Source organism: Anaerostipes stercorihominis, from assembly GCF_057535655.1.
This window is the reverse complement of sequence record NZ_BAAJCL010000011.1, coordinates 28,810-46,318: the sequence shown is the minus strand read 5'-3', so window position 1 is coordinate 46,318 and position 17,509 is coordinate 28,810. Positions and strand designations below refer to the sequence as shown.

The window sequence follows — 17,509 nt, the reverse complement described above, 5'->3', positions numbered from 1 at the left end:
GAAATGAGGACTGGTATGCAACAAAAGAATAAAGATACGATACAAAAAGGAACGGAGATCTTATATTTAGTAGGGATCGGCTTATACGCATTCTATTTTATGTATTATGTTGTTTGCTTTTGGAGAACAAAAAATTTGCCAGAAAGGCAAATTCCTGTGCAGAGTATATTTTATATTGCAATGGCTGTGATGATTTTGAAAATAGTAATTACAATATGGCAATATAATAAAATTGAAATTGCTTTAGGAGTGATAGCAGCAATAGTTTTATATTGTTGCTGGAAAACCTCAGGGACGATTGATTTTGCAATTAATTTTCTGCTTTTGTTTGCAATTAAAAATGTAGAACTAAAGAAAGTGATGAAAGTAGTATTTGTAGTGGGGATAGTAATGTTTATCTATGGTTTTGCATTTACATTTCTCACAAACCCTGCAGGGATTGCAGTGACAAGAAATTTTGGAAGGGGTGCAATTGAAACAAGATATCAATTTTTTACTTGGCATCCGAATATTCTACATTTGGTAGTTTCATCGTTTATTTTGATCTTTTTGTATGTATATCATGGATCATGTAAATGGTGGGTTTATATAGTTGTGTTTTTTGCAAATTATGAACTGTTCCTTTTGACAAAATCAAGAACTGGCTATATAACAGCATGTATTGGAATTGGAATGTTTTTTGTTTTAAAATATTTAAGAAAAATATTTCAAAGTAAGATCGTGTTTTTGATATTTGAAATATTAAATATGCTTATGATTTCTGGAAGTTTATATTTTGGATTTATAGCTCAAAGTGAATCAAAGTGGTATCAGTTTATCAATGTTAAATTAACAGGAAGATTGGATGTTTTCCGTACTTTTATATCGGGGAGTGGATATCATTTGTTTGGAAGTTCTCTAGGGAACAAATTGGATGGGTTTGGTCTGTTCAAAAAGCAGGTACCAGGAGCTGTGCCGGAACTTGGATTTCCAAGAATGTTATTAGAATATGGACCTCTTATACTTATTGGAGTTATATTGATTATATTGATTGCTATTTGGGTCATGTACCGAATAGAGCATTATGAAGGAATAGTATTTCTTACTGCGTGTATTTTAAGTTTTACTGTAGATGCCCTATACCCGGCAGCTTGGAATCCAATGCCCTTTGTTTTGGGATATGGAATTTTTGGATGTTCCAGAATATTTGAAAAAAGAGAAAAGATTAATTTGGAGGAAAGGATTTAGAAGTGAGATAAAGAGGAGTAGCGTTTATGAGTAAACTGGTTTGGAAACAGAATAAAAGAAATTGTATAGGAGCAGCTGTGTTAGCTGCTCTGTTAGCGTTCGTTCAAGTAGTTGGATATAGCTTTTCAAAGGTCAATAGTTGGGATCTTTGGTTTCAAAATGGAACATCAATAAGGAGATTCATTTCAATATATCTTTTTTTGACGGCTTTCTTTTTTTTTATAATATTTATATTTTGGAACTTGCTTGATAGGGTAAAGCAGAATAATGAGAAGGTAGAATTTGGGAAAATGAACACTAGAAGCTGGTTGTTAATAACCGGAGGAATGCTTCTTTTCTGGATACCGTATTTAATTATTTTATATCCATGTTCAGCAAATCCAGATGTAGTAGATCAATTGGGGCAATTTTTTCATATAGATTCTATGTGTTGGACTCAGAGATACGTGAATCTTCCTAATCCGGAAATATCTTTTTGGAATAATCATCATCCTGTATTTCATACATTAATTCTTGGAATTTTTGCACAAATAGGAAAAGGAATCGGTAGCATTGGGATAGGACTCTTCCTTTTAGTTATCATTCAAGCAGTTCTGATGGCAATGACTTTTTCTTATATGGTATTGTATATGCGAGAAGAAGGCGTGTCCCCTAAAATATGTTTAATAGCAATATTATTTTATATGCTATGGCCATTAAATGGAATTACTGCAACGACTCTTTGTAAAGATACATTGTTCACTGTACTAATTCTTTACAATACGGTTCGAATGTTGAAGATATTGAGAAGACCAGAGAAGATGTTTAAGAAAAAAGAGTTGGTATTAAATATTATTACTTTTACATTAATGGGATTAGTTCGAAATAATGGGTTATATTTATTATTATTCATGGCTTTGATTCTGCTAATTTTACTTAAGCATTATAGAAAGCAGGTAACAATTTTAATGGGGGTTCCAATTTTGGTTTTAGGTATTATATTACCTAAAATTTTATTTCCGATGTTGGAAATTGTACCGGGAAGTGAACGGGAAATGTTGTCGATCCCATTTCAACAAGTGGTTCGAGTACTAAAAGAAGAAAAAGTTGAGAACAGTGATATAAAGGTTATTGAGAGAACTTTGGCGCCGGATGGAGAAAAATATCATGCTATTGTGAAACGCTATGATCCCAAAAGGGCGGATAGTGTAAAAAGCCATTATAATTTAAAATTAACATCTGAAGAAAAGATAGAATTTTTGAAAGTCTGGTTAAAATATTTATTTAAGTATCCAATGACATATATTCAGGCAGCAGTTAATAATAATTATCAATATCTTTATTATGAAAGATATTCAGATAGTTTGGCTTATGTATATTATAATGGAATCGATATTGGAGACTATTATTTTATGGGAGTAAAAAATAATGAAAAGTTTGAGGATCTTAGAAATACTATATATAATACGATAACAAAAGTACAGCATAATAAATACTTGGGGTGGATATTCAATATAGGATTCTACATGTGCATATTTATAATTTTAATGGGGAAAAGTGTTGTAAATCGAGATTACAGACTGTTTTGGGGATTTGGATTGATATTGGGTAATATCTTGATTAATTTTTTGGGTCCGGTGGTTTATATGCGTTATGCATACTATTTTATTGTTAGTATACCATTGTGCTTGGGACTTTTAACAAGAAAGTAAAAAACAGAGGAGAAGAAGTTTATGGAAAAAATAGCAGTTCTAATACCTTGTTATAATGAAGAAAAAACAATCAAAAAGGTAATTGAAGATTGGAAAAAGGAATTACCTGAGGCAAAAATTTATGTGTATAATAATAATTCAGTTGATAGGACAGCTGAGATTGCGGCAGAAGCAGGTGCAATTGTCAGAAATGAGTATCAGCAGGGAAAAGGAAATGTAATACGCAGAATGTTTCGAGAGATTGATGCGGAATGTTATATTATGATTGATGGTGATGATACATATCCAGCAGAATTCGGAAGGGAAATGGCTCAAAAAGTCTTGGAGAAAAAAGTGGATATGGTAGTGGGAGACCGATTGTCATCAACATATTTTGAAGAAAATAAGCGTCCTTTTCATAATTTTGGGAATAGTTTGGTAAGAGGGACGATCAATCGACTGTTTAAAAGTAATATTAGAGATATTATGACTGGATATCGTGCATTTAGCTATCAGTTTGTAAAGACGTTTCCAGTTTTATCAAAAGGGTTTGAAATCGAGACTGAAATGAGTATTCATGCGGTAGATAAAAATATGTTTGTTGAGAATGTAATTATTGATTATCGAGATCGACCAGAGGGCAGTGAGTCGAAGTTGAGTACCTATACAGATGGAGCTAAAGTTCTGAAGACAATTCTAGAATTATATAAAAATTATAAACCAATGAACTTTTTTGGAATATTATCATTAATATTATTGATAATTGCTTTTGTGATGTTTGCTCCGGTCCTATTAGTCTATTTAAAAACGGGATTAGTACCTAATTTTCCCACTTTGATTGTAAGTGGATTTATAGCGGTAGCGGCACTTCAATCTTTTTTTGGAGGGCTGATTTTGTCCACAATTGTACAAAAGGATAGGCAATTGTTTGAATATAAATTGCAGATGGTCCAGAGTGAAATGAAAGAAAAAATATAAAGGCTGGTTGATTTATAAAATAAGCTGAATTTTCTTATTATAAAGAAATTCAGCTTATTTTGAAGTTGAGGTTGTTGCATAGTTGAAAAGAAAATGATAGAATTTAGAAATAAAAATGTAACAAATAATAAAAAATAGATGGATAAATATGAAAAGGAAGAAGAATTATGAAGTTTACAAAGAATGATACCTTGTGTATGAAAGGGATTGCTATTTTAATTATGTTCTTTCATCACAATTATCTGGGACCAGATCGATGGCTTGATTCGCCAATTAGTTTTTATCCTTTTTCAGAGAGTCAAGTTGTATATATAGCTAAATTTTTTAAGATTTGCGTAGGGATGTTTGTGTTTTTAACTGGATATGGGATGATGGCCTCTGCAAAAGAAAAAATAAAAGATAATCTGGCAATGCGTAGATATGTTGTGAACAGGTATTTGTCTATGATGTTAGGATTTTGGTTTATTTTTTTATTCGTTCAGATTGTGTCGGGTATTTTTACAAATCGATTTACGCTAATCTATGGAAATGGTATGTATGCTTGGATTTATTTTTTTATTGATGGTATGGGATTAGCACATTTATTTTCGACACCGACGTTTTGTGCTACATGGTGGTATATGAGTCTGGCAATTTTTCTGATTCTTTTATTTCCTTTTTTTAAAAAAATAATAGAAAATTATCATGAAGTTGCTTTAATCTTAACAGTATTTCTGCCGACAGCATTGAAATTGCCATATTCTGATTTTTGGAGATGGATTTTCTGTTATAGTCTGGGCATATATTTTGCGAAATACAATATTTTTACAAAGTTAAAGGAATGGTATGATTCTTTGAAATGGATAGCACAAATAGGAAGTTTTATTTGTATGACTATTTGTATGATTGTGATAGTTTTATTAAGACAAAGTGCAGGATTTGGAGTTAAGTTTCTTTATCTTTGGGAAGGTGTTGCACCGATGTATCTTATTTTGTATATCTATTTGTTTTTTACCTGGTGCAGACCACTTATGCAATTTTTTAGATTTTTAGGGAAACATAGTATGAATATGTTTTTGATTCACACTATGTTTCGGGCAATTTATTTTCACGATTTTATTTATTCTTTTTATTATATATGGCTAGATTATATTGTGCTGATTATAGTATCTTTAGCGGCATCAATTATCATCGAATTTTTAAAAAAATTAATTCATTTTCATGATATATCTAACACTGTTAAGAACATCATACTAGAGAAAATAAAGTTTGTTGAATGCAGTTAAGGATGTACGAAAGTTAAGGGCTGATAATAGTTTTTGAATTGAAAATATGGTAAACTAACATATGTACTCATATGTAGTAAGGAAAAGGAAGAGCAGAGATGAATTTATTTAGAAGAATGAAAAATATTCAGGAAGAATGGCAGGAGATTAAGCAGGAACGCTATATTTTTATGAATCAGACCGAATCGCGTCGCCTTAGTATGCAGTATGCATATCAATATAAGAATAAAAAAATAGATGACTCAATGATTCTATACGAGAGTTATTGGGGGCGAGGTATGGTTGATAATCCATATGCATTATTTCTGGAATTGCGAAAACGTGATAAACATAAGAGTTTTAAGCATGTTTGGGTATTGGATGATTTTCAGAGTAATCGACAGGTAATTGATCGCTTTCAAAATGAGAATGTTCGATTTGTATTATTTGGAAGTGAGGAGTATTTAGAAGTTTTAGCGAGTGCAAAATATTTAATTAATAATGTAACTTTTCCGCCGTATTTTATCAAGAAAGAGGGACAAGTTTATGTAAATACATGGCATGGAACTCCATTAAAAAGTATGGGGTATGAAATGGTGGATGGGAATAGTGGATCGGCAAATACAGAAAGAAATTTTCTGCATGCTGATTATTTGCTTTCGGCAAATGAAATTATGACTAGAATGTATTTAAAAAGTTATAAATTAGAAGGAATTTTGCCAGGACAAGTTATTGAAGAGGGATACCCTAGAAATGATTTGTTATTAAATACAGAGAGGGAAAACGAGTATAATTTATTAGAGTCTTACGGGGTATCAATTGATAAAGATAAAAAAATTATTTTATTTGCTCCTACTTGGAGAGAAAATGAAAATGGAGGGGCTGAGGTAAATCCAGAAGAATTATTAGGTGTGAAAGAACTTTTGGAAAAAGAGATTGATACAGAAAAATATCAAATTTTAATTAAACCACACCAATATGTGTATAAACAGTTAAAAGATTTGGAGGAATATAAGGGGCTATTGGTGCCTGCTACAGTAGATGCTAATGAATTGATGGCTGTAGTAGATATATTGATTTCTGATTACTCTAGTATTTTTTTGGATTATATGGTATTAGAACGGCCGGTTTTGTTCTATATTCCAGACCTAGAATCTTACAAGGAAAAAAGAGGGTTAGATCTTCAACCAGAAGATTTGCCGGGACCATATAGCGATAATTTGTTGGACATTGCAGATTATATTAACAATATAGAAAAGATTCAAGAAAAATATTTCGATAGTTATCAGTCTATGAGAAAAAGAGTGTGTAAGTATGATGATGGAAATGTTTCCAAAAGAATTATAGATATTGTATTTGAAGGAAAGCAAACGGACAATTCTTTTAAGGGGAAACATGACAAAAAAAGACTCTTGATTTCCTGTGGAGGATTATTAGAAAATGGAATTACTCATTCTTTCTTAAGCCTGCTAGAGCAGATTGATTATAATGAGTGGGATGTGACCGCATTGGTGGGAGATAATATAAAAGATTATGATCGACATTACAAAGTAAATCATATGAACTCCAATGTGAGAGCGTTGGTTTTGTGTGGATTTCGTGTAGCAACTTTGGAAGAAGAACAGAGACGAATGATTACCGTAAAACGAGGTTTTTATAAATCATTTTGGAAAAGAGTCTGCCCTTGGAATATGATTCGACGGGAGGTTCGGAGATTATTTGGAGAGGCAGAATTTGATTATGTAGTTGACTTTCAGGGATATGATGTGGTTTTATCCACGATATTATCACAGTGTCATGCTAAGAAAAAGTCAATTTGGCTTCATAATGATATGAAAGCAGATATGCTTAAAAAAGTTAACGGAGTGAGAAAAAACTGGGAATGTCTTTATTATAATGTTTCTTTGTATCAATATTTTGATAATTTAGTTTCCTGTAGTAATGAGGTTATGAAAGTAAATAGGGAAAAATTATCAGAGAAGAATACTTACAAAAAATTTAAAGCAGCCCCAAATACAGTAAATGAAAAAAGAATTCAAAAATTCTTAAAGAAAGAGTCCAAAATCTGTTTAAATGGAAAAGAATACTTAATAAAGAATGATATAAAAGAAGACAATGATTCAAAATCTTTAGAGATCGTTGAATTACCGGAACAAGAGTATATTAATTTTGTTACAATGGGAAGGATGTCAGTGGAGAAAAATCATTTAGCTTTAATTGAGGCGTTTGCAAAATTTCATAGACAATGTGAGAAGGCAAGATTATATTTATTGGGTTCAGGACCGTTAGAATTAAAGATCAGAAAGAGGATTGAAGAGTTAGGAATACGGGACTTTATTATTTTAACAGGAAATATCAGTAATCCGTTTGCAATTATGAAACGTTGTGATTGTTTTATTCTCCCGTCAAAACATGAGGGACAGCCTATGGTATTACTGGAAGCAAGAAGTTGTGGGCTGCCGATTATAGTTTCTGATTTTTCTACGGTCAAAGATAGCTTATATCCTGAAGGGCAACTAGTGATTGGGAATGACGAGGATAGTATATATCAGGGATTAAAGACATTTGTTGAAGGGAAAGTTCCTACTTGTGATTTTTCACTCAGTGATTACAATCAGGAAGCCTATGAAGAATTTAAGAAAGCGATACAATAGGAGAGTGGAAATGGATACATTAATTTCTTTAAAGAATTCGTACAGTGATTTTAAACAGTCATATAAAGTGCAGCTGGAACGGGCAAAAGGACAATTAAAGGACAGCATGGATTATGGAGAATTTTATCATATGCCAATTGACAGAAATAAAATGGTATTTTACTTCAGTAATTCAGATCAATATATTGAACGGATGTCGAGGGTATTGGAGATTTGTGGTGAAGGAGAATTAGAAGATTCATATGAGTTGGCGATTGTTATTGGTTCCAAGTTTCCAGAAGATTCTATACCGGTAAAATTAAGAAAATTCATCAAAAAGGAATCAACAAAAGATGCCAAAAAATTTTTTGCAGTAGCAAAATATATTATAGCGGGTGAGAGTCTTCCGAAATATTTTGTAAAAAGACCAGAACAAAAAGTTATAAGAATTTTAGAAAATATTGATAGAACTTTGTCAAGAATAGACATGGCACAACATGTAATTTCATGGATGTTAAATAGTTCCTTGATTGTCGTGGAAAATGAAGAAGACAAAAAAATTCTAAAGGAAAAATATTATTTATCAGATATTTATCAAGGAGATTTTTTAATAGTTCCGTCAACAAAGCCGAATGCTGGAAAAGAAATATTAGAGTATATAGCAGGTGAAGCCTGTTGGAAAGAAAAAATTGAATTACAAAAAAAGAATATTCTTCTTATTATGAGCACATGGGATCAAGGATTTGACGAAGAAAAATATTTACATTTAATAGCAAATGCTATAGATTATAACGAATATGATATAACATTAGTCACGAAGCGTCCGGAAAATCCAAATTCGGAAGAACTTCTTCATGATCTTAGGAAAGAAGTTCGGATTTTGTATCGAAGAGGGACATTTTCTTGCACACCGGAAGAATACACAGATATACAATATTTACTGAAAAATTTTGATTCTTTTGAGGATTTAGAGAAGGCATATACGTTATTAAATAATGAAATACTTCGGAGAGAATGTAGGCGTCTGTTTGGAGATATACAATTTTCGAAAGTGATATATATTGGGAAGCATAGTGCAATTTGGACATCAATTGCAGGATCTATACAAAATGCCTATAAAATTAGAATTGAGACAAATGACTTGGCAAGTGAATTACAGAAATGTGATACAGAGACTAAGAAAAGAGCTCACTTGAATAAAGTGAAATTACATGATTTTATATTTGATCAAATTATTTTTTCAGAAGTGTCGTTAAAAGATAGTGTTTTGAATTTGGGATATTTTAACGAAAAAAAAGTAAGGGAATTCTCTTTTCCGAGTATAATAGAAGAATTAGCACAAGAAGAATTGGGACAATATGTGGAATATCTTGAAAAGAGATATTTTATAGGACGGAGATATCAATATTTACATGGTGGCATGCATTTAGATCTTTTTCCATTACCTAAAGAAAATGAGAAAGCATATATTGCCAATGGTACGCTATGTGATATTGAAAAGCTGGTAATGTTATTTTCTGTGCTTGCAACAGAAGATGAGAATAGTTTGCTTGTTGTATATGGAGTAAGTGGAGAAGAACTAAGGGAAGTTGGGAAACGATACGGGTTGGATGATACCAAACTTGAGGTTATCGAAAGTGGAAAACTAGAGATAATCAAAGGATTGAAGACATATTTATCATTCTTTGAGGGGTATTTGACGGATGGAATAGAATGGAAATATTGCCCGATTAGATCCGCAATAGAATTATTAGATAAAAAAATCCTTTTTTATGAACAAGGAGATAAAAAAGAGGAATTAGAGAAAAGGTTTAACAATTTACAGGAATATAATAAGTATTTGAAAGATTGCTGGAGCAGTTTTTTAAATTAGCAGAACTGTCTTTGAGAAAGTCATTGAAAGGTTTAAAGTAACATGGATAAGATCAGAAAAATCATCCGATTTGTAAAAAGATTATTTTTAAAGACGCCAAAATTAAAGTTTATTTATGCTTGGCATTATAAGCATTCAAAGATTCGGGATGAACAGGTGTTGTTTGAATCCTTCCACGGAAAGGATATCTCAGATTCATCTTTGGCGATTCTTCAGGAATTTTTAAAGATGGAAGAATCAAAGAATTTTAAGATTTTCTTTGCAACGAATGATATAAACAGAGATAAGGAATTTATTGCGAAGATGCATCTTCCGGTTCAACTGGTTGATATCAATACATTTCGATATACAAAGGTATTGGCGACATCTAAATATCTCATTAATAATAGCTCATTTCCGGCCTATTTTATTCGAAGACCGGAGCAGACCTATTTGCAGACTTGGCATGGAACGCCGCTAAAAACTCTTGGAAAGCGAATGCGCTTAGGAATTGAGTCTATGTATAATGTACAACATAATTTCCTGCATGCTGATTACATTATGTTTCCAAATGAATTTACCAGAAAAGTTATTATGGAAGATTACAATTTGGAATCTCTGTATACTGGAAAAGTTGTAATGAATGGTTATCCGAGAAACAGTATTTTTATGGATCGTGAGAAAGAAAAAGAAGTTCGTCATAGGCTTGGAAATGAAAATTATACAACGATGGCTTACATGCCAACCTGGAGAGGACAGAGCAACCATGATATAAATACCGCAGAATATAATCAGCAGATCAATCAGCTGTTGAAATATTTGGATGGAAATTTGAAGGAAAATCAGAAGTTATATGTGAATTTCCATCCGATTGTACAAAAGTCAGTGAAGTTAGATCATTATGAGCATATTTATTCGTTTCCGTCAGGAATTGATAAGTATGAATTTTTGAATAGTGTGGATGCTTTGATTACAGATTATTCCAGTGTGTTTTTTGATTATTCAATTACCAGGAAACCGATTATTCTCTATATGTATGATTATGAAGAGTATATGCATGACAGAGGAATGTACTTTGATATTAAGGAACTGCCATTTAGAAAAATTTATGATCGGGAGGAATTAAAAGATTGCTTGGTATATGAGACGTTCCGTGCCGATTCTTACGATGGGGATGAGGGATATATTAAGAAGTTTCTTCCGTATGATTCAATTGATGCTGCAAAAAACATGGCAGAGTTAGTATTCCATCAGAAGAGTTGCGGTATACCAATCATTGATTATGGAAAAAATAAAGAAACGAAGAGACGGGTTCTTTATTATCCAAGTGTCAAGTCGGCACAAACAATTGATACCATAGCCAAGACTGCAAGAAAAGATAAAGATGTTGTGATTTTTGAAAAGAGATTCTTTAATCCGCCATTGAGCAGTCATCTGCATGACAATTATCTGGATGATTTTGATTATATTTTCATTACGAGAACACTTCCGCGAACTTATGCAGAAGAGGTTTTAAAGCGCAAGAGTGCAAAAGTTAGATCTCAGCTTCATAAACGGGAAATAAAACGCTGTTTCGCAGGTTTGACGATTGAACCGAAATTTCAGACGGAATATTATTATGGAGATGCCGGACAAACATTTTTCTTTCAAAGCAAGAAAATGATGGATGCTGTGATGACAGTCAATAACGATGGTATAGAGGTAGATTTTAAAGTCAAAGGTGATGGGAATCCAGAGAAACTTCTCTTGGTGAATAAGAAGAATCAAATTATCTGGACAAGAGAACTTTCAGAAAAAGAGAAAAAGGATCGTCATCTGGAAGAAAATTTCAGAGAGTTTTTGGATCTGAAACTGGCTGATATCCATGGAAGATATCAGTTGATGATTGAGGTTAGGGATCAAAAAGGCAAAAGAGTGCCATATTATCTGATTGACCGGAAAGAATATGCCAGACGGAAAGAAACATTTGATGCAATGGATAAATCATCTGTTTATATGACGGAAATTCCACAGGCACAGGTATTTTTTGAAAATATTCTGGAGCCAATGGATACAGCAATTATTCCATATATGAATGAAGCAGATGGTCGTTTTTCGATTTTTATTGGGAATCAGGCAGATTTATCGATCCGAAATATGAGAGGAGAGGTACAAAGCTTTAAAATCCGAGGATCTGTTGTTCATGTAAAGATGAAGTTTAAAAATCCGGAGGCGCCGATTGAAAATGTAATTCTGGCTTATCGAAGTAAAGTGGAGATGATAGAGTATCCATTTGATTATACGGTAAAGGAAGTTCAGGGATATTGGATGGTTGATGCGAAGATTGATATGAAAAATCTGGCATTGGAAGAATTATTCTGGGACGTATTTGCGGTGACAAAAAAGAATGGTGCAAGGATAAGAATTCATGCATTTTGGACCAAATGGCAGAGATTGAAACTGCTGTTTATGAACTATCAGTGTAATGTGGATGAGGCACATGTGATTTTCCCATATTCAACAATTACATGTAAGATGGCTTTTACCTACCGGACGAAGTCTCGTTATGATGGTTTTGATACAAAAATGAAGGAAGTGGCGGCATTTGGGGTTTATGTGTTATTGCTTCCTTACTGGAAGAGAAAAAGAGTTTGGCTTGTTTTTGAAAAGTTTTGTTCTATGGCACAGGATAATGGGTATTACTTTTTTAAATATTGTATGGAGCAGTTGCCAAAAGAAAAAAATAAACATATCTATTACATTTTGGAGAAAGATTCAGTGGATTGCGACAAAATGAAGAAGTATGGAAAACAAGTCATACCGTTTATGAGTTTTCGGCATATTCTATATAGTTTGATTGCAAATTTATACATTGCATCGGATTCAAAGAAGCATCTATATACATGGAGAGCAAAACCAAATGTAATTTCTAATAGAATCTCAAAACACAATATTCTTTTTTTACAGCATGGTGTTACTGCATTAAAAAGAGTTCACGGAATTTTCGGAACAAAGGGTTCCAGTCCAATGACACATTTTACGACGACATCAAAATTTGAACATGAAATTATAGTAGATTATTTTGGCTATGAAGCAGGAGATGCCCCGATTCTTGGATTCACTCGATGGGATGTATTAGAAGATACTTCGAGGGAAGACGAACGGATCATTCTTGCGATGCCGACATGGCGTTCATGGCTGGAAGAAAAGAGTGCAGAAGAATTTAAAAAGAGTGATTATTATCACAATTATATGCGCCTTTTACAGAGTGAGAAGCTTGCAGCAATGCTGAAAAAGAATGATGTAACTTTAATTTTCTATATTCATCCGAAGTTTAAGGATTATTTAAGTGAGTTTAATGTCAGCGGTGAAAATATTCAGCTGATTCCGTTTGGAGTGGAACCATTAAATGAAATTATAAAAAAATGTTCGATGTTGATTACGGATTACTCCAGCGTCTGTTGGGATGTCTGTTACTTAGACAAACCGGTGTTGTTTTATCAATTTGACTATGAAATGTATATGCAGGCGCATGGAAGTTATCTTGATATGGAACATGAACTGTTCGGTGATCGATACGTGGAATATGAGGCGTTGATTGATGGAATTGAAGAGTATATTGAAAATGGGTTTAAAGAAAAAGAAGAGTATGCAAAATTAAAAGATTATTATTTTGAGTATCGGGACAATGATAATAGCAAACGAACCTATGAATATATCATAGGAAAAGGCTATTAGAGTAAGGGAATGGAGAAATGGAACAGAAGAAGAGAATTAAATATATAGATCTTTGCAAAGGTCTTGGAATCTTAATGGTAACATGGGGACACATTACAAAGCTTGGGAATCCCGTAGATGTCTGGGCATCCTCCTTTAAAATGGCGATTTTTTTTGTGGCGGCAGGATATTTGATTTGCTACGCAGATTCCTATAAAAATCTGACATTGCAAAAGTATGTATGGAAATTAACAAAGTCTCTGGCTGTGCCGTATGTGACATTTAGTATTGCATCGATCGGATTTCGTTTTTTGACCATGATTATGAAACATGCAGTAGATATGGCAACTATTAAGTCTTACATTTTTGCCACGATTTCTTTGAGGGGGGTTTTTGCACTCTGGTTTTTGCCGGTTTTGATGATAGCAGAACTTATCTTTTTTTGCCTGGTAAAGTACGGAAAGTGCTGGATTCGCATAATGGTGTTATTAACCTTACCATTTCTTGGTGCATATATAGAAAATGTTATTATGGACTTTAAGATATCGTTGTCTCCATTGATGTTTGAACGTATTTCCTTTTTCCTTTTAACCATTGGAAAGGTTGCGATTGCTTTGTGGTTTTTGCAAATTGGACATTTAGGTTGCAGCTTTCTTCGAAGAGTGTCAGGTAAGTATTTTCGATTTTTGCTTGGAATTGCCTTAACTTTAGCCAATGTAATGATTTCTCAATGGAATCTTGGAGTAGATTTAAATAATATGGCTTTGGGTAACTATACTGCATTATTCTTTTTGTGTGGAGTTATGGGGTCTTTTGGAGCACTTTTAGTTTTTGAATTTTTAGAAAATTATTGGAATTTCTATATTTTAAATTATTTTGGAAAGAATTCTTTAATTCTAATGTGTACACAGCGTCCGTTTTATATTATTTCAACGGCAGCAGCAGGATGGAAAATTATTTCAGGTATGCCAGGAGTGCTGGCGTGGAGATATTATGTAGATTGTACAGGGGTCTTAATTTTAGTTATGATAATTGAATATTCTGTGATTACTTTTATGAATAGAAAGGGAAAATTTTTGTTGGGTAAATTTTAATACGTACTTTCGATCTTTTTCGGTACAAAAGGTGTCGACAAAAGTTGAATAATTGGGGATAGAATAGTATAATAACGGAAGAACGTTTAAAAATGGAGAAAGATATGAGAACATATATTGAAAATTTTAAGAAGTACAGATTCTTACTGGTAGAATTGGTGAAAAAGGGTGTGAAGCTTAAATATCGGCGCTCTTATCTTGGAATTCTTTGGACTTTACTTGAGCCGCTGTTAACAATGATTGTATTAAGTATTGTATTTGGGACACTGTTCGGAAATGATGATCCAAAGTTCCCTGTATATATTCTTTGCGGAAGGTTAATGTACAGCTTTTTTTCATCTGCAACCAATGGAGCAATGAAAGCCATTCGGACAAATTCAGGTATGATTAAAAAAGTGTATGTCCCAAAATATATTTACCCATTGTCCAGTGTACTGTTCAATTATATTATTTTTTTGATTTCATTGATTGTGTTAGTTGTGGTGGGGGTTGTACTCAAAGTATATCCAACGATCTATATGCTTCAGGCGTTAATCCCACTGATTTTGATTTTAATTACAGCATTTGGAGTTGGTATGATTTTGTCTACAATGGCTGTTTTTTTTCGAGATCTGGAATACTTGTGGTCTGTAGGATTAATGATTATAATGTATGCATCGGCAATTTTTTATTATCCTGAAAAGTTATTGAAGTCAGGATTTGATTGGATTTTGAAATGTAATCCATTGTATTTATTGATTCATAATTTTAGACAGGCGGTTTTTGGCATGCCGATGAATATGAAGTTTCTAGCCGCATCTGTTGTTTTTGCAGTTGTTAGTGTTGTTGTGGGATTGATTTTCTTCTATAAGAAGCAAGATGAATTTATTCTGCATATATAGGAGGGCATCATGGCAAAAAAAGAAGTTTTAAAAGTTGAACATGTCGGTATGAAATTTAATCTAAGTCAGGAAAAGATAGATGACTTAAAGGATTATATTATAAAATTAATAAAACGTCAGATATCATATAATGAATTTTGGGCATTAAAGGATGTTAATTTTACTTTAAATAAAGGAGACCGGCTTGGGATTTTGGGATTGAACGGAGCCGGAAAAAGTACGCTGTTAAAAGTAATTGCAGGAGTATTGAAGGCAACAGAAGGAACTGTGATGTCCAAAGGAAAGATTGCCCCTCTTTTGGAATTGGGCGCTGGGTTTGATATGCAATATACAGGAAGGGAAAATATTTATCTTTATGGTGCAGTTCTAGGATTTTCAAAAAAATTTTTAGACGAAAAGTTAGATGAAATTATAGAATTTTCTGAATTAGGGAAATTTATTGACGTACCTGTAAAAAATTATTCCTCTGGTATGAAATCAAGGCTGGGATTTTCTGTGGCCACATTGGTGGAACCGGACATCCTGATTTTGGATGAAGTACTTTCCGTTGGAGATGCAAAATTCCGTAAAAAGAGCGAGGCGAAAATTATGAGTATGTTTGATAAAGGTGTTACAGTATTGTTCGTTTCGCATTCTCTGGACCAGGTAAAGCGTCTCTGTAATAGGGCAATCTTATTAGAGAAGGGACGCATTATTTCAGAAGGTTCTATTGATGTGGTTAGTAAAGTATATGAGGAGAAGACAAAATAGGAATACGTGGAGGTATTGTAAAAATGAAAAAAGTGATTACCTACGGAACTTTTGATTTGCTTCATGCAGGTCATATTAATTTATTAAGGAGAGCAAAGGAACTTGGAGATTACCTGATTGTTGTAGTGTCTTCTGATGAATTTAACTGGAATGAGAAGCACAAGAAATGTTATTTTAGTTATGAAGATCGTAAGCAATTAGTGGAAGCTGTACGTTATGTAGATTTGGTAATTCCAGAGAATAGCTGGGATCAGAAAATCTCTGATGTAAAAGAGTTTAAAGTGGATACTTTTGTTATGGGAAATGACTGGGAAGGAAAGTTTGATTTCCTGAAAGAATATTGCGAGGTAGTGTATCTTCCGAGAACAGAAGGCATTTCCACAACAAAGATTAAGCAGGATTTGGGATTAAGTGGAAAATAATAATTGTACAAAAGAAGGACGACAGGAGGTTCTTATGAATATAAAAAAAGTAAGAAAAGCAGTGATTCCGGCAGCTGGACTGGGGACAAGGTTTTTACCGGCAACAAAGGCCATTCCAAAAGAAATGCTTCCAATTGTAGATGTTCCGACCGTTCAATATATTGTGGAGGAAGCAGTAGAAAGTGGAATTGAAGAAATTCTGATTATTACAAATTCTAATAAGCATTGTATGGAAAATCATTTTGATAAGGATTATGAGCTGGAAATTCGACTGAAGGAGTCAGGAAAGATGGCTCAGGTAAAGATGATTAATGATATTGCAGATCTTGCTAATATTTATTATGTACGTCAAAAAGAACCAAAGGGATTGGGACATGCAGTTTTATGTGCGAAATCTTTTATCGGCAATGAACCTTTTGCAGTTCTTCTTGGAGATGATGTGGTTGTGAATAAAGAAGGAGACCCGGCATTAAAACAGTTGATTAGCGCTTATAATAAGCATGGTGCTTCTGTTGTGGGAGTTCAGACTGTGCCGCAGGATCAGGTCAGCAAGTATGGAATTGTGGCACCCAATAAGAATGTTCTCGCGGATGGCCGGGCAGTAAAACTTGATAATATGGTTGAGAAGCCATCGGTGAAAGAGGCTCCGAGTCAGATGGCTGTTCTTGGACGTTATGTTTTGACACCGGAGATTTTTGAATTATTAGAAAATCAGGGTGTCGGAGCAGGAGGAGAGATTCAGTTAACAGATGCGATTTGCCGTCTGATTGATACGCAGGCTGTTTATGCTTACGATTTCGAGGGAATTCGATATGATGTGGGAGATAAATTCGGATTTATTAAAGCCACCATTGATTTTGCCTTGGAACGTCCGGAGTTAAAGGAGCAAGTAATGGGCTATATTCAGTCAATTGCAGAAAATAAATAAGTGTTCGGCAAGAATGATGTGATGATTCTTGGATTTTGAGAGGAATTCTGACCGTGATGGATAAAGAAATATCTTTTACCGACGGAATTCTTCTTTTCTTTATGATAGAACACTTTTCGAATTTTTTATAAATA

At 33.3% G+C, this 17,509-nt stretch carries 12 protein-coding genes; all 12 read left to right on the top strand.

Annotated elements, in window-relative coordinates; all coding sequences use genetic code 11:
- Positions 1 to 15: 15 nt before the first annotated feature.
- The 12 genes from AC27EF_RS10250 to galU all read left to right on the top strand — a co-directional run bounded on the left by AC27EF_RS10250 (position 16) and on the right by galU (position 17,375).
- Positions 16 to 1,227, top strand: a complete 1,212-nt coding sequence (locus AC27EF_RS10250) for a hypothetical protein (protein ID WP_487110660.1) — start codon at positions 16 to 18, stop codon at positions 1,225 to 1,227.
- A 26-nt stretch (positions 1,228 to 1,253) separates the two neighbouring features.
- Positions 1,254 to 2,918: a DUF6020 family protein gene (locus AC27EF_RS10245; RefSeq protein ID WP_487110659.1), complete on the top strand. Its 1,665-nt coding sequence runs from the start codon at positions 1,254 to 1,256 to the stop codon at positions 2,916 to 2,918.
- 21 nt (positions 2,919 to 2,939) lie between these two features.
- On the top strand, positions 2,940 to 3,875 hold the full coding sequence (locus AC27EF_RS10240) for a glycosyltransferase family 2 protein (protein WP_487110658.1): 936 nt from the start codon (positions 2,940 to 2,942) through the stop codon (positions 3,873 to 3,875).
- A 167-nt stretch (positions 3,876 to 4,042) separates the two neighbouring features.
- Complete coding sequence (locus AC27EF_RS10235; protein ID WP_487110657.1) at positions 4,043 to 5,140, top strand: acyltransferase family protein; 1,098 nt, start codon at positions 4,043 to 4,045, stop codon at positions 5,138 to 5,140.
- A gap of 98 nt (positions 5,141 to 5,238) precedes the next feature.
- The gene (locus tag AC27EF_RS10230; RefSeq protein ID WP_487110656.1) at positions 5,239 to 7,773 is read left to right on the top strand and encodes a CDP-glycerol glycerophosphotransferase family protein; all 2,535 of its coding nucleotides are present in this window, start codon (positions 5,239 to 5,241) and stop codon (positions 7,771 to 7,773) included.
- Positions 7,774 to 7,783: 10 nt separating this feature from the next.
- The gene (locus AC27EF_RS10225) at positions 7,784 to 9,625 is read left to right on the top strand and encodes a hypothetical protein (protein ID WP_487110655.1); all 1,842 of its coding nucleotides are present in this window, start codon (positions 7,784 to 7,786) and stop codon (positions 9,623 to 9,625) included.
- Positions 9,626 to 9,667: 42 nt separating this feature from the next.
- Positions 9,668 to 13,321, top strand: a complete 3,654-nt coding sequence (locus AC27EF_RS10220; RefSeq protein WP_487110654.1) for a CDP-glycerol glycerophosphotransferase family protein — start codon at positions 9,668 to 9,670, stop codon at positions 13,319 to 13,321.
- Between the two features lie 17 nt (positions 13,322 to 13,338).
- A complete protein-coding gene (locus tag AC27EF_RS10215; protein ID WP_487110653.1) occupies positions 13,339 to 14,394 on the top strand; it encodes an acyltransferase family protein in 1,056 nt (351 codons plus the stop codon).
- A 104-nt stretch (positions 14,395 to 14,498) separates the two neighbouring features.
- Positions 14,499 to 15,275 carry an ABC transporter permease gene (locus AC27EF_RS10210; protein ID WP_487110652.1) on the top strand — a complete coding sequence of 259 codons (777 nt, stop codon included), beginning with the start codon at positions 14,499 to 14,501 and terminating at the stop codon, positions 15,273 to 15,275.
- A gap of 9 nt (positions 15,276 to 15,284) precedes the next feature.
- Entirely contained in the window at positions 15,285 to 16,025 is a 741-nt protein-coding gene (locus AC27EF_RS10205; RefSeq protein WP_487110651.1) for an ABC transporter ATP-binding protein, read from the top strand.
- Between the two features lie 23 nt (positions 16,026 to 16,048).
- Positions 16,049 to 16,447 (top strand): glycerol-3-phosphate cytidylyltransferase, encoded by a 399-nt coding sequence (gene tagD / locus AC27EF_RS10200; protein WP_487110650.1) that lies wholly within the window; start codon positions 16,049 to 16,051, stop codon positions 16,445 to 16,447.
- A gap of 34 nt (positions 16,448 to 16,481) precedes the next feature.
- Positions 16,482 to 17,375: a UTP--glucose-1-phosphate uridylyltransferase GalU gene (gene galU / locus AC27EF_RS10195; protein ID WP_487110649.1), complete on the top strand. Its 894-nt coding sequence runs from the start codon at positions 16,482 to 16,484 to the stop codon at positions 17,373 to 17,375.
- Positions 17,376 to 17,509 lie beyond the last annotated feature (134 nt).

Bases quoted from the DNA above. Each gene is read 5' to 3' on its own strand.
- AC27EF_RS10250 (WP_487110660.1), top strand. From the start codon at position 16: ATGCAACAAAAGAATAAAGATACGATACAAAAAGGAACGGAGATCTTA.
- AC27EF_RS10245 (WP_487110659.1), top strand. From the start codon at position 1,254: ATGAGTAAACTGGTTTGGAAACAGAATAAAAGAAATTGTATAGGAGCA.
- AC27EF_RS10240 (WP_487110658.1), top strand. From the start codon at position 2,940: ATGGAAAAAATAGCAGTTCTAATACCTTGTTATAATGAAGAAAAAACA.
- AC27EF_RS10235 (WP_487110657.1), top strand. From the start codon at position 4,043: ATGAAGTTTACAAAGAATGATACCTTGTGTATGAAAGGGATTGCTATT.
- AC27EF_RS10230 (WP_487110656.1), top strand. From the start codon at position 5,239: ATGAATTTATTTAGAAGAATGAAAAATATTCAGGAAGAATGGCAGGAG.
- AC27EF_RS10225 (WP_487110655.1), top strand. From the start codon at position 7,784: ATGGATACATTAATTTCTTTAAAGAATTCGTACAGTGATTTTAAACAG.
- AC27EF_RS10220 (WP_487110654.1), top strand. From the start codon at position 9,668: ATGGATAAGATCAGAAAAATCATCCGATTTGTAAAAAGATTATTTTTA.
- AC27EF_RS10215 (WP_487110653.1), top strand. From the start codon at position 13,339: ATGGAACAGAAGAAGAGAATTAAATATATAGATCTTTGCAAAGGTCTT.
- AC27EF_RS10210 (WP_487110652.1), top strand. From the start codon at position 14,499: ATGAGAACATATATTGAAAATTTTAAGAAGTACAGATTCTTACTGGTA.
- AC27EF_RS10205 (WP_487110651.1), top strand. From the start codon at position 15,285: ATGGCAAAAAAAGAAGTTTTAAAAGTTGAACATGTCGGTATGAAATTT.
- tagD (WP_487110650.1), top strand. From the start codon at position 16,049: ATGAAAAAAGTGATTACCTACGGAACTTTTGATTTGCTTCATGCAGGT.
- galU (WP_487110649.1), top strand. From the start codon at position 16,482: ATGAATATAAAAAAAGTAAGAAAAGCAGTGATTCCGGCAGCTGGACTG.